Origin of the sequence: Acinetobacter pittii (assembly GCF_034064985.1) — a bacterium.
GTDB classification, from domain to species: Bacteria; Pseudomonadota; Gammaproteobacteria; order Pseudomonadales; family Moraxellaceae; genus Acinetobacter; species Acinetobacter pittii_H.
In genome coordinates this window covers 658,226-670,714 of the sequence record NZ_CP139249.1, presented here as the reverse complement: position 1 = coordinate 670,714, position 12,489 = coordinate 658,226, and the positions used below count along the sequence as shown (strand labels likewise).

13 protein-coding genes and 1 pseudogene are annotated in these 12,489 nt (G+C 38.8%); 6 read left to right on the top strand and 8 right to left on the bottom strand.

The genetic code is table 11. The annotated features are described in order from the left end of the window. Positions 1-28: 28 nt before the first annotated feature. Positions 29-481: an SRPBCC family protein gene (locus tag SOI76_RS03235; protein ID WP_080749835.1), complete on the bottom strand. Its 453-nt coding sequence runs from the start codon at positions 479-481 to the stop codon at positions 29-31. Between the two features lie 38 nt (positions 482-519). Between SOI76_RS03235 and SOI76_RS03230 the strand changes: the two are divergent. The 4 genes and pseudogenes from SOI76_RS03230 (at position 520) to ybeQ (ending at position 3,282) form a co-directional block, all read left to right on the top strand. Further along, a pseudogene (locus SOI76_RS03230) lies at positions 520-634 on the top strand (hypothetical protein). 59 nt (positions 635-693) lie between these two features. Beyond that, the gene (locus SOI76_RS03225) at positions 694-1,416 is read left to right on the top strand and encodes a YgfZ/GcvT domain-containing protein (RefSeq protein ID WP_104079891.1); all 723 of its coding nucleotides are present in this window, start codon (positions 694-696) and stop codon (positions 1,414-1,416) included. A 146-nt stretch (positions 1,417-1,562) separates the two neighbouring features. Then, a complete protein-coding gene (locus SOI76_RS03220; protein ID WP_104079892.1) occupies positions 1,563-2,273 on the top strand; it encodes a DsbC family protein in 711 nt (236 codons plus the stop codon). Between the two features lie 184 nt (positions 2,274-2,457). Continuing rightward, positions 2,458-3,282 carry a tetratricopeptide repeat protein gene (gene ybeQ, locus SOI76_RS03215; protein ID WP_104079893.1) on the top strand — a complete coding sequence of 275 codons (825 nt, stop codon included), beginning with the start codon at positions 2,458-2,460 and terminating at the stop codon, positions 3,280-3,282. 31 nt (positions 3,283-3,313) lie between these two features. Here ybeQ and mdcF read toward each other — a convergent pair whose 3' ends face one another. From mdcF to SOI76_RS03195, 4 genes are all read right to left on the bottom strand, one after another. Further along, positions 3,314-4,237: an AEC family transporter gene (mdcF, locus tag SOI76_RS03210; protein ID WP_104079894.1), complete on the bottom strand. Its 924-nt coding sequence runs from the start codon at positions 4,235-4,237 to the stop codon at positions 3,314-3,316. Between the two features lie 56 nt (positions 4,238-4,293). Beyond that, the gene (locus SOI76_RS03205) at positions 4,294-5,403 is read right to left on the bottom strand and encodes an NADH:flavin oxidoreductase/NADH oxidase (RefSeq protein ID WP_104079895.1); all 1,110 of its coding nucleotides are present in this window, start codon (positions 5,401-5,403) and stop codon (positions 4,294-4,296) included. A 9-nt stretch (positions 5,404-5,412) separates the two neighbouring features. Next, positions 5,413-7,542 (bottom strand): TonB-dependent receptor family protein, encoded by a 2,130-nt coding sequence (gene yncD / locus SOI76_RS03200; RefSeq protein ID WP_205668430.1) that lies wholly within the window; start codon positions 7,540-7,542, stop codon positions 5,413-5,415. A 134-nt stretch (positions 7,543-7,676) separates the two neighbouring features. Beyond that, positions 7,677-8,243 carry a DNA-3-methyladenine glycosylase gene (locus SOI76_RS03195; protein WP_104079896.1) on the bottom strand — a complete coding sequence of 189 codons (567 nt, stop codon included), beginning with the start codon at positions 8,241-8,243 and terminating at the stop codon, positions 7,677-7,679. A 75-nt stretch (positions 8,244-8,318) separates the two neighbouring features. Here SOI76_RS03195 and mutM point away from each other — a divergent pair, with 75 nt between their 5' ends. Both mutM and ppiC read left to right on the top strand, forming a co-directional pair. Continuing rightward, positions 8,319-9,143: a bifunctional DNA-formamidopyrimidine glycosylase/DNA-(apurinic or apyrimidinic site) lyase gene (gene mutM / locus SOI76_RS03190; RefSeq protein WP_104079897.1), complete on the top strand. Its 825-nt coding sequence runs from the start codon at positions 8,319-8,321 to the stop codon at positions 9,141-9,143. 19 nt (positions 9,144-9,162) lie between these two features. Further along, positions 9,163-9,453, top strand: a complete 291-nt coding sequence (gene ppiC / locus SOI76_RS03185; RefSeq protein WP_002051379.1) for a peptidylprolyl isomerase — start codon at positions 9,163-9,165, stop codon at positions 9,451-9,453. Positions 9,454-9,463: 10 nt separating this feature from the next. Here the strand turns inward: ppiC and SOI76_RS03180 are convergent, their stop codons facing one another. The 3 genes from SOI76_RS03180 to typA all read right to left on the bottom strand — a co-directional run bounded on the left by SOI76_RS03180 (position 9,464) and on the right by typA (position 12,476). Further along, positions 9,464-9,817 (bottom strand): gamma-glutamylcyclotransferase family protein, encoded by a 354-nt coding sequence (locus SOI76_RS03180; RefSeq protein ID WP_104079898.1) that lies wholly within the window; start codon positions 9,815-9,817, stop codon positions 9,464-9,466. Between the two features lie 136 nt (positions 9,818-9,953). Continuing rightward, positions 9,954-10,385, bottom strand: coding sequence for a large conductance mechanosensitive channel protein MscL (gene mscL / locus SOI76_RS03175; protein ID WP_032055316.1), 432 nt, complete (start codon positions 10,383-10,385; stop codon positions 9,954-9,956). Positions 10,386-10,640: 255 nt separating this feature from the next. Continuing rightward, the gene (gene typA, locus SOI76_RS03170) at positions 10,641-12,476 is read right to left on the bottom strand and encodes a translational GTPase TypA (protein WP_002116501.1); all 1,836 of its coding nucleotides are present in this window, start codon (positions 12,474-12,476) and stop codon (positions 10,641-10,643) included. Positions 12,477-12,489: the final 13 nt, after the last annotated feature.

The window sequence follows — 12,489 nt, the reverse complement described above, 5'->3', positions numbered from 1 at the left end:
TTTTCTATGTGACTCTAAAAATAAATTTTTATTGGTCTGGAATTTCAGCTTCAATCAATAAAGTAAGCAAAGATAGGGATTCTTGCCACCCTAAGTAGCATGCCTCTACAGGAATCACTTCCGGTATTCCTTCTTGCGTAATATGCACTTCTGTACCTACCAATACGCTTTTTAATGTAATAGTAACTTGCATAGTGCCTGGTAAATTTGGGTCATCGAATTGATCGTTATATCGAATTAATTCATTTGGAACTAATTCAACATATGTTCCACCAAAAGCGTGGGTTGAACCTGTCGAAAAATTGGTAAAACTCATTTTATATGAGCCCCCCACACTTGCATCAAAACTATGAACCTTGGCAGTAAAACCGTGCGGTGGTAACCACTTTACTAAAGCATCTGGATCTAAAAATGCACGGTAAACTCGCTCGGCTGGAGCCTTAAATACGCGATGAAATTTTACTGTTCCTGTTGCCATCATATTCTCCTTATTTTAATTTCTTTTAAATTATCGAAATTATGCTTATTAGCTTAAACCTTCCGATTTATCCGAACGTATATTTTTGGTGTTTTTTCAAACAAAATACTTTTTTCAGACGAAATCAAATTACGAAAACTATGGCTGATTTTTTAGTAAAAATGGAGCAAAATAGTCAGCAATCATAAAGAAACATATTGAATTTGAGATTAATCATGAGTCTGCTCGCTTTCTCCTCATATGCTTTAAACGGTGTAGATGCACAAAAGTTTTTACAAGGCCAAGTTACTGTAGATACTGAACGTTTAGCTGAAAATGAAACTCGTTATACAGCTATTTGTGATCTTAAAGGTCGTATTCACTTTGGCTTATGGCTAAAGAAGATTAATGCTGAAAGTTTTGAAATTGTAGTTACTCAAGATCAAGCTGAAGAGTTTGCCAAGCACATTAAAAAATATGGCGCCTTTTCAAAAATGACCTTAAGTGAACAAGGCATTGTGTTCCCAAAAGTGGTGAATCATCAAACTGAGTTCACTACTGCAGAAACTGATATTTCTGAATGGCAAAAACAAGCCATTATGACTGGTCAAGCTTGGATTACACAGACAACTGAACATGAATTCCAACCACAGGAATTACGTTTACATCAACGTGAAGGCGTCAATTACGATAAAGGATGTTACTTAGGCCAGGAAATTGTGGCGCGTCTTTGGTTTAAAGCAAAACCAAAACACTGGTTACATCTTGTACAAGGTACAGGTGAAGCACCTGCTTCAGCAACTCAATTAAATAACGATGTTGAAGTCGTCAATAGTATTGCAAATGATGAAGGCTATCTTGCTTTAGTTGTAGCTAAACCTGCTGCTCTTCAAGAGTTAGGGCTTCAAGTTCTTGAGTTACCAGAAACTTTAAGTGGCGACGTAGCAAGACCACAATAATAACTTTTATTAGTTCAAACTGCCCACTGCTAAGTTAGTGGGCTTTTTTATAGATACAAAACACTAATGATTTCATTAGATTAGAACGTCAATTTTTTAAGCTTTATATGCCATCATTAGCCCTGTTGAAATTCAAGAGAAAAAAGATGAAAACTAAACTTGCTACACTCATGTTGAGTCTGGCTATTTTCGGTTCTGCTCACGCTGATGTTAAAACACTTGAACAAAATCTTAAGACGAATTATCCCGATTTGCCTGTAAAGGGTGTTTATCAATCGCCTGTGCAAGGTATTTATGAAGTCTATACAAGCGGCCGCATTGTTTATACCAATCAAGATGCGAAGTACTTTTTTGTTGGTAATTTAGTCGACATCAAACAACAAAAAAATATGACTGAAGAACGTATTGCCGAATTAGGTAAGATTGACGTTAAAAGTTTGCCATTAAATCAGGCGATTAAATATGTAAAAGATAAAGGCGAACGTACAATCTATGTCTTTAGTGATCCAGATTGCCCATATTGCCAACGCCTAGAACAAAATATGGTTGGGGTTGATAACGTAACCGTATATGTGTTCCTTTATCCTCTTACTAGTTTGCATCCAAATGCTGAAAAAGTTTCAAATCAAATCTGGTGCTCAAAAAATCCAGCAGAAGCTTGGACAAACTATATGCTTAATCGCAAATTACCGACTAATAGCAAAAGTTGCTCAAGCCCGATTCAGAAAAATATCGCTTTAGGTCAAAAATTAAATATTGATGGAACACCTACCCTGTTCTTGCAAGATGGCCAAAGACTCTCTGGTGTACCAAGTGATGCCAAACAAATTGAAGCATTACTCCAGACTGCAAAATAACAATATTACCCACTCCGTTATACGAATGTGAGTGGGTATTTTTTCTCCACAATTTGCCCAAAGTGCAGTGCTTTATATACAAATCGGCTGTTTACTTTCAGCAATCAATATTTATGATGAGAAATTGAAACTCTTTCATGCATCAATGGAATGATGTAGCTACGAAGTAAAAGGTTAAAAAGAAATGAAGAAATTACTAATCGCAAGCCTAATCACCCTTTCAAGTGCATCAATTTTTGCAGCTGATAACACAGCGACTGCTGCTAAAACCGATGTTTTTAAACAAGCTGAACAACTCTACGCGGCAAAAAACTACTCCGCTGCATTTCAGGAAATGCAACGCTTAGCCCAATCAGGTAACGCCCAAGCTATTTATAACTTAGGCTATATGACTCAAATGGGCCAAGGTACAACAAAAGATTCTGCCAAGGCTCTCAAATATTATGAAGATGCTTCAAATAAAGGCTATGCCCAAGCAAGTTACACGCTTGCACAAATTTATGAGACTGGTGAATTGGGCGTTGCGAAAGATAGCAACAAATTCAGTCAATATATTCAAAAGGCCTCGGCTCAAGGTTCTGATGATGCAACTGTGAAAATTGCGACAATTTTATTTGCTCAGAAAAAACCGCAGTCACATCAAATTGCCCTTCAAAAATTGGCGCCTTTAATTCGAAAAGGTAACTACCCTGCTATTCAGGTCAAAGCACTCTATGACATTAGCCAAGGGGTTGAAAATAAAAATCCTTTAATGAAACGCCAAGGTATCGAAGCTTTACAGTCAATTGCGCAAAAAGGCTATGCACCTGCTTCTATGGCTTTAGCAACCATGATGGCGAATGGCAATATCATTCCGCAAAATCTACCGCAAGCTAAAAAGATCTTTACTGAACTTGCCAATCAAAATGTGCCTAACGCTAAAGAGTCTTTAGCTTCGGTTGATAAGATTATTGCAGAAAAGAGCAAACAGGCTGCAAATGCTCCCGCACAGCCAGCACCGAAAAAATAATAAATGATGAGCCCCTTATGGGGCTTTTCTTTTACCACCACAGAGCAATAAGCCAGCTCACCCCAATAAAACCGACAATTGTACTAATCATAAGCGGTGTTAACGCTTTTTCATTTAAGCCATAGGCTTGTCCAAAAATTCCGAAAGCAATCGGCATTGGTAAAGCAGCGATTAATGTTCCTGCATAAAGCATTTCACGGCTTACATTTGGAGTTATTAAAAAAAGTGTAAAAATAACAGATGGCATTAGCACAACTTTAAAGGCCGCTAACAAAACGCTTTCTATATTTACCGTTGTTATTCCAATACCTACTAAACTTCCGCCAATGGCAAACAAAGCCAAAGGCGAAGCTGTACGCCCAAGTAATTCTAAAGACTGGTCAAGCGTTGCAGGAAGATTAACATCTAAAAGAATGCACCCCATCCCAACCAGAATAGCGATAATGACAGGATTCTTAAGTAAGTTTAAAAAAGTCTGTTTTAAAAGCGGTAAAAGATTTTGCTGTTGATGTAAACCGGCTTCGGCCAAAATCAGCATCAACGCCACAATCAATAAATTTTCAATAATTAGGGTTAAAGAAATATAGATTGCTGCATGGTTACCAATCAGCATAGTCAAAATAGCTGTTCCCATAAATCCAGTATTGGACATAGATGCGCCCATCGAGATGACGGCGCTATGAGTTAATCTATTTTTAAAATATTTTCGATAGAGAATAAAAGCAAAGAAAAATAAAATTAAAGACCCGCCACCATAAGCAAGAAAATAAGCTGGGTGCCAAATGTCTTGTAAGTTTTTATTTGCCAATGAGTGAATTAAAAAAGCCGGTAAGGAAATTTTAATTACAAATGCGCTAAGAGCCCTGATCTGTTCAGGTGTTACCAATTTGATGAGGACACAGACATAGCCCATCAATAGCAATATCAAGATAGGTAAAATAACCTGAAAAACCACTGACCGTCCTCACTTCACGAAAGAAAAATGGGCAAAGATAACTTTGCCCAATACAATTAAAAAGAGTTAAAAAGCTGCTTTAATCCATGAGGTTGGCAACGTAAATACTGAGGCGCAATTTTAACTTCTGCCCCTAAAGCCGCTGCTGCATGCCAAGGCCATCTTGGGTCATACAACATTGCACGAGCAAGACCAATAGCATCAGCTTGCTGGTTTTCCAAAATTTGTTCGGCATGTTCTGGCTCAGTAATTAACCCTACAGCAATGACTGGAATAGACACATGCTTTTTGACTTGTTCAGCAAATGGAACTTGGTAACCTGCCCCAATCGTAATAGATTGATGCTCGTGCAAACCGCCACTAGACACATGCACGTAGGCTGCGCCCAATTGCTCTAAAGCTTTTGATAAACCAACCGTAGATTCAACATCCCAATGCTCAATGCTCTCCAACCAATCGGTTGCAGAAAGTCTAACACCAACAGGATAACCTTCTGGTACAGCGAGTTTAATTGCCTGAAGAACTTCAAGGGTCATACGCATACGGTTTTCTAAAGAACCACCATATTCGTCAGTACGCTGATTGGCAATTGGCGATAAGAATTGATGTAGTAAATAACCATGTGCAGCATGAACTTCAATCAACTCAAACCCAGCTTCTACAGCACGTTTTGCAGCCGCTGCAAAGTCTTGTTGAACTTGTTTAATCTCAGCAATCGTTAAAGCATGGGGCGCCGCATCATGAACAGAAAAAGTACTTTCACTTGGGGCAACTGTTTGCCAACCATGAGGCTGATCTTTTGCAATCTGGCCTTTACCTAACCATGGCTTTTCAGTAGATGCTTTACGCCCTGCATGTGCTAACTGAATTCCAAATGGCATCGGCGAAAGTGTATGAACCTTAGCTAACAACGTTTTAATTTTGTCACGTTGTTGATCATTCCAGAGCCCAAGGTCAGCATAGCTAATCCGACCTTCAGGTTGTACAGCAGTCGCCTCTACAATACAAAGGCCCGCACCAGATAATGCATAATTCGCCCATTGCTGTTCATGCCAATAGGTAATTTCACCATCATCTGTTGCCGAATATTGGCACATCGGAGCAATTACAATTCTATTAACTAGTTGTAGTGAACCAAATTTAACCGTTTCAAATAATTTTGCCATTTTTAATTCCTAGAATTGCTTAATTACACGTAAACCTGCACTCCAGTTACGTCCATCTGCTGGTTCAAAGTAACGTCCAACTGGTTTAGTTGAATCATTTACGATCACTGAACCTGCATAGTTTTTATCAAATAAGTTATCTACACGGGCAAAGCTATTCACCTTCCAGTCACCCATTACCCATGCATAACCCACATTAGCTGAGGTTACACTGTAGCTTGGCGCTGCGTCACTGTTGGTATCATTCACGTATACTTTATCCATATACTGTACATCTACACCGCCATATAGCCCGTGCGATGGCTGCCAAGCCAAAGAGGCGTAAGCTTGGTTTTTGGCAATTCCCGGAATGGCATTGCCCGATGGAATTTGAGCAATATCTCTATAAGCTGGAATATCAGCATCAAAAGTTGCATCTAAATATGTATAGCTAGCAGTCGCTGTTAAATCTCGCCACAACTTTTTATTCCATGCAAACTCTACGCCCTCACGTAAGGTTTTATCTGCATTACGAAAGGTTGATCGGCCATTTGAGTTGCCGGCAGAAACAATGTCATCTTTGGTTTTAGTTTGAAAAACTGCCAAAGTAAAATCACCTAATTGGTTTTGTGATTTTAAGCCTGTTTCATAGGTATCACTTGTGGATGCGGTCAAATCAAAATTAAAACCACTTTCTCCATCTCGACGATATGCCATTTCAGTAAAAGTTGGCGTTTCAAAACCTTTGGCATAACTCACATAGGCAATGAGTTCAGGTAAAATTTGCCAGCTTAAAGCAGCAGAAGGCAAAACTTTATCATAATCAGTCTTACCACTATCGTCGCCATTGCTTAAATAGCGATCTTCCGACTTATAATGAACATTGCTATAGCGTACGCCCGTATCTAAACGCCATGTTGGTAAGAACTGCCATGAAGCTTGTAAATATGGATCGATATTCCACAAAGTATTATCTTCATCACGGCGTAACTTACCTTTGACACCATAAATACCATGCGTATTAAAGTTTTCAAAACCCTTACGATCTTCATCCATTGCATCGAGTGCAACCCCAACACTTACAGTGGTATTTGGAAGTAACTCTTTGCCAGTCCAACGGAAATCAGCACCATAATAATTACGTTCAAAATCAATAACCCCCCCAGCCTGATTATTATTAGCCTCTTGTGTTGATTTAGGAATAGATTGATATTGAGTAACTTGGCGATTGCCTAAATATGCCATGGCATAGAGTTCATTTTTATCATTAATCGGTTTAGACCACGTTACACCCGTTTGAGTCTGTTCAATATCTTTACGAACCTTATAAGTATTATCAGCATCATTAACTTGTTTAGGATTCGTATTCCACTGATCACGGTTCAAACCCTGCGGATCGTCTGCATGAATTTTTACATAGTTGGTTACCCAGTTGATTTTACTACCATCATCAAGATTCCAACTGAGTTTTGCATTATTTAATACTTTTTCTGCACCGCTATGTTCTCGGTAACCATCAGTATCGAAGTATGATGAACTAATAACATAGCTTGGTTCATTCGCGCCCTTTGCTCCACCTTGTAGCACAAATCCTGCTCGGCTTTTATCGTGGCTGCCTCCCGAATAGCTCAGCTCAATTGAATCTTTCCCTTGCCCTTCTTTAGTAGACGTTAAAATTGTCCCGCCCGATGAGTTTCCATACAGTGAGGAAAAAGGTCCCGTTAGAACTTCAACATGGTCCAGACTACTTAAATCGATATTAGACGTTTGGCCTTGTCCATCTGGCATTGTTGCAGGAATACCGTCTACATAAAGGCGAATACCACGGACACCAAAAGTAGAACGTGCACCAAAACCACGCATAGAAAGCTGTAAATCTTGTGCATAATTTTCACGATTACGAATCTGTAAACTCGGTACACCTTTCACAACTTCGGTTAAATTTACTTGTGAAGAAGTATCAACTTGAGGTGCATCTATTCGAAAAACCGAAGCCGGTGTCTGCAAATAAGTTGTATCGGTACGGGTTGCTTCCACATGTAATGTTGGCAATACAGTTATGTCTTGTGTTAAATCTTCTGCCCAAACAAGTGGGCTAGAAATACAGCCCATACTCATCAAAATACAATAATGCAGTCGGTCTAAGCGTAATAAGGACATACTTATTTCCTTTATTTATATTGTAGTTATGATAACAAAAAGCAGTGTCTTGTCTGGATATTGAATTCGATCTGCATTGTTGTAAATCTGGAACACTCTTCCTCGATATCTAAAAACTAATTTCCAGATTAAAATTATCGACTTAAAGAGGGATGATCTTTCCAGCAATATCGTTCAGGCCAATGTTTTGCTTCTTCGGCATAATCAATTCCAATCCGTGGCGTCAATACCACTTCTGGCTGCGTTGAAGCTGCTTCAATCCATAGTCCAGACTCCTCTCCCAAGGTTTGACCTTTTAAAGTCCGATCAATACCCAAATAGCGTGTCAGTTTGCCGGGTCCAGCTAGAAGCTTATATTCTTTTTTGGTTGAAGCACCATTTAAAAATGCAGAACGAATCATGACCCCTTCAGGGATGCCTTCTGTCTGAGTAATCAGATTGAGCATTTCATACATGCCATAAATTAAGTAGACGTAAATTGTGCCACCAGGGCAATACATTACCTCTGTTCGTGCTGTGCGTTTGTCATTGTAGCTGTGGCAAGCTTTATCACGAACACCCAAATAAGCTTCTGTTTCACTAATTGTGCAACGGATGACTTGACCATCAGGTTGTCGCTTACATAATACGCAGCCAATTAAGTCATAAGCCACTTCTGAGGTTTCACGTTGAAACCAGCTTAATGGTAAAATATCTGACATAGTATTCTCTGAAATATTACATACCACACGTTATACTTGTTTAATCCAGTATATCTGTTAATTCTGTGAGTTGGCATGCCTGAGTTACCCGAAGTCGAAACAACTAAAACCAGTTTATTTCCGCTATTGAATCAAAAAGTTCAAAGTATAGAGGTACGCAACCCAAGTTTACGTTGGCCTATCCCCGATGATGTTCAAAAACTCGTTGGGCAACGTCTCATTGGGTTAAATCGACGTTCTAAATATATTTTGGCAGAGTTTGAACAAGATCAAATGCTTTGGCATTTAGGAATGTCAGGTAGCTTTCGCCTGTGTCAACCGAACGATGAATTGAGAAAACATGATCATCTGATTATTCAATTTGAAGATCAACAGTTACGCTATCATGACCCACGTCGTTTTGGCTGTATTCTTTGGCTTAACCCACAAACTCAAGGGAAACTTATAGATACTTTAGGGCCTGAACCTTTAAGTGACGACTTTCATGCAGAATATCTAGCTTCCAAACTTAAAAACAAAGCTGTCGGCATAAAAATTGCACTTATGGATAACCATGTAGTGGTTGGTGTTGGCAATATCTATGCAACTGAAAGCTTGTTTAATGTTGGCATTCATCCAGCACAGCCCGCTGGTGATTTAACTATGCAACAAATTGAGAAACTTGTTGTCGAAATTAAGCGCATTTTAAAGTCGGCAATTGATTTAGGTGGCTCGACATTACGAGACTACAGCAATGCCATGGGAGAAAATGGTTATTTTCAGCAAACATTACTCGCTTATGGCCGTGCTGGAGAAATGTGTGTTAACTGTGAAACCACATTAGAAAACTTAAAACTTGGTCAGCGTGCCAGCGTATTTTGCCCACAGTGCCAACCGCTTAAAAAGCTGAGAAAGCCTTAATTTTTTGGAGGAAGACAACATGCAAACAGCAATTGTCCGACATATTTTAGTCAAAGATAAAGACTTAGCCGAGCAGCTAAAAAAGAAGCTACAAAGTGGCGCTGACTTTGCCAAACTTGCCAAGCAATACTCTACCTGTAATTCGGCAAAACGTGGTGGTGAACTTGGTGAAGTCAAAAAAGGGCAATTGGTGCCCGTCATCGACAAAGTTGTTTTTACAGCTGCTGAACGTGTGTTACAAGGTCCGATCAAAAGCCAATTTGGCTATCATCTTTTAGAAGTTAAATTCAGAATGGGCAGCTTACGTTGATTCCATTATTTTAATTATTTTTTTCAGAAGCTTGAGCCTGCGCATTCAGTTGGTATGTCCAGGCTTTAACATATTCACCTGATTCTAATTTTATATTTGCAATGACACGCTGGTATTGAAAACCTTCAAAATCATCTAGCATCTGCCAGTTTTCTGCTAACTTTTCTGTGCTAAACAAATAGCCTTCTACCCAATCTGCTTCTGGATTTAACTCTAATGCCTTTAAACCTTTATCTGGCCCCCAATCTAAAATATGAATCACTCCTCGTACACTAGCTTTTGTCCAGTTACCACCAATCTGCTCTAAAATATGAGCATTTGCTTTATTAGGGCATAAAGTGCCATACACAAAAAGCTGATTCATTCATTTATATCCTGTTTAAATATATGTAGTTAAACATATCTGTGCTTTGAAAATTTTAACAATATTTATAGTTCAGCAGAAAATACTAATTAATAAAAAACGGTACTCTTGGTACCGTTTTTTATTTCAAATTTTATTAAGCTTGTTTTTTCAACTCATCACGAATTTCACGCAATAACTGAACATCTTCAGGAGTTGCAGCTGGAGCTTCTGGCTCATTCTTATCACGGCGAAGTCTGTTTAATAATTTCACCATCAAGAATACAACCCAAGCTAAAATCAGGAAGTTAATTAAAATGGTCAGGAAGTTACCATAAGTTAATACGTTGATACCTGCTTTTTGCAAGGCATCTAAAGATTGTAAGTTATTAGGATTTGCACCTAATACAATGAATTTTTGAGAGAAATCAACACCACCGCCAGTAATTACAGTGATAAGCGGCATGATGATATCTTTAACTAAAGAGTCCACGATTTTGCCAAAAGCACCACCAATAATCACACCAATGGCTAAATCCATCATATTGCCTTTAATGGCAAATTCTTTAAATTCTTGAATAATACTCATCTAAACATCTCCAGATGTCGGGGGTCGAAATACATCATATTTTTCTTTTTCATTGGCATCTTATCGGATTAGATAGTACTCGCCATGATATTGATAATTTAATATTTTTATCAAAAAAAGAAAGCTATTTCACACTTTAACAACATATTCTCTTACAAGAAAAATATGATTTTAAGCCTAATTTAATTTCAAATAAAACGATTAAAAAAACCGCTAAATTAATTTAGCGGTTTTTTCTTTTTCAGTTAAGAAAAATTATTTATCACGGTTACGTTTACGTTCATTTTCAGTCAAGTAACGCTTACGGATACGAATTGATTTAGGTGTTACTTCAACTAATTCGTCATCTTCAATGAATTCAAGCGCTTGTTCAAGCGTATATTCAATTGCAGGTACTAAAGTTAAAGCATCATCTGTACCAGATGCACGAACGTTAGTTAATTGTTTCGCCTTAGTTGGGTTTACAACCATATCGTCTGAACGAGAGTTAATACCCACGATCATACCTTCGTAAACTTCTAACTGTGGTTTAGCGAACAAACGACCACGGTCTTGTAAGCTGAACAATGCATAGCCCAAGCAAGTACCTTGAACCATAGAAATCAATACACCGTTTTGACGTTTCGCAACAGTACCTTGTTTAACAGGACCATAATGCGAGAAGCTTGAAGTCATGATCCCTGTACCAGAAGTCATGGTCAAGAATTCAGAACGGAAACCGATCAAACCACGTGAAGGTACAGTCGCTTCAATACGGATACGGCCTTTACCGTCAACTTCCATATTAGTCATCTCGCCTTTACGGTGACCCATTTGTTCCATTACAGCGCCTTGGTGCTGTTCTTCAACGTCAAAAGTTACGTTTTCGTAAGGCTCTTGTCTTTCACCATCAATTTCTTTGATGATTACTTGTGGACGTGATACGCCCATTTCAAAGCCTTCACGACGCATGTTTTCAATTAAAACTGAAAGATGAAGTTCACCACGGCCAGATACTTTGAAACGGTCTGGACTGTCAGTATCTTCAACACGTAAAGCTACGTTATGAATTAATTCGCGATCAAGACGTTCACGGATATTACGTGAAGTTACGAATTTACCTTCTTTACCAGCAAACGGAGAGTTGTTTACTTGGAAAGTCATAGATACTGTAGGTTCGTCTACAGATAAAGCTGGTAATGCTTCAACATTTTTCGGATCACAAATCGTGTCAGAAATGTTAAGTGCGTCGATACCAGTAATACATACGATATCACCAGCAGATGCTGATTCAACATCGATACGCTCTAAACCATGGTAACCCATGATTTTTAAGATACGACCGTTACGTGTATTGCCTTCTTTGTCAATTACAGTAACAGGAGTATTTAATTTTACTGAACCACGTTGAATACGACCAACACCGATAACACCTACGAAGCTGTTATAGTCAAGTGATGAAATCTGCATTTGGAATGGACCATCAACATCAACTGCTGGTGGTTCAACGATGTCTACAATCGTTTCAAACAACGGAGTCATGTCTTCTGCAAGTTCTTCAGGAGCAGGACCCGCTACACCACGTAAACCTGATGCATAAACGATTGGGAAATCTAATTGCTCATCAGTTGCACCAAGGTTATCAAATAAATCAAATACTTGATCAATAACCCAATCTGGACGTGCACTTGGTTTGTCTACTTTGTTAATAATAACAATTGGTTTTAAACCACGAGCAAAGGCTTTTTGTGTCACAAAACGTGTTTGTGGCATTGGGCCTTCTTGAGAGTCAACTAAAAGTAATACGCAGTCAACCATAGACATTACACGTTCTACTTCACCACCGAAGTCGGCGTGTCCCGGGGTATCCACGATGTTGATACGGTAAGTTGTATCAGTACGTTTATCTAACCAAGTAATAGAAGTGTTTTTTGCAAGAATGGTAATACCACGTTCACTTTCAAGCGCATTTGAGTCCATGACACGCTCAATCTCGCCTGCTCGTTCACCGAGAGCACCAGATTGCTGAAGTAGTTTATCGACAAGTGTGGTTTTCCCGTGGTCGACGTGCGCAATAATTGCGATATTACGGAGATTTTTGATATCTGACATGAAAATTCGAAAC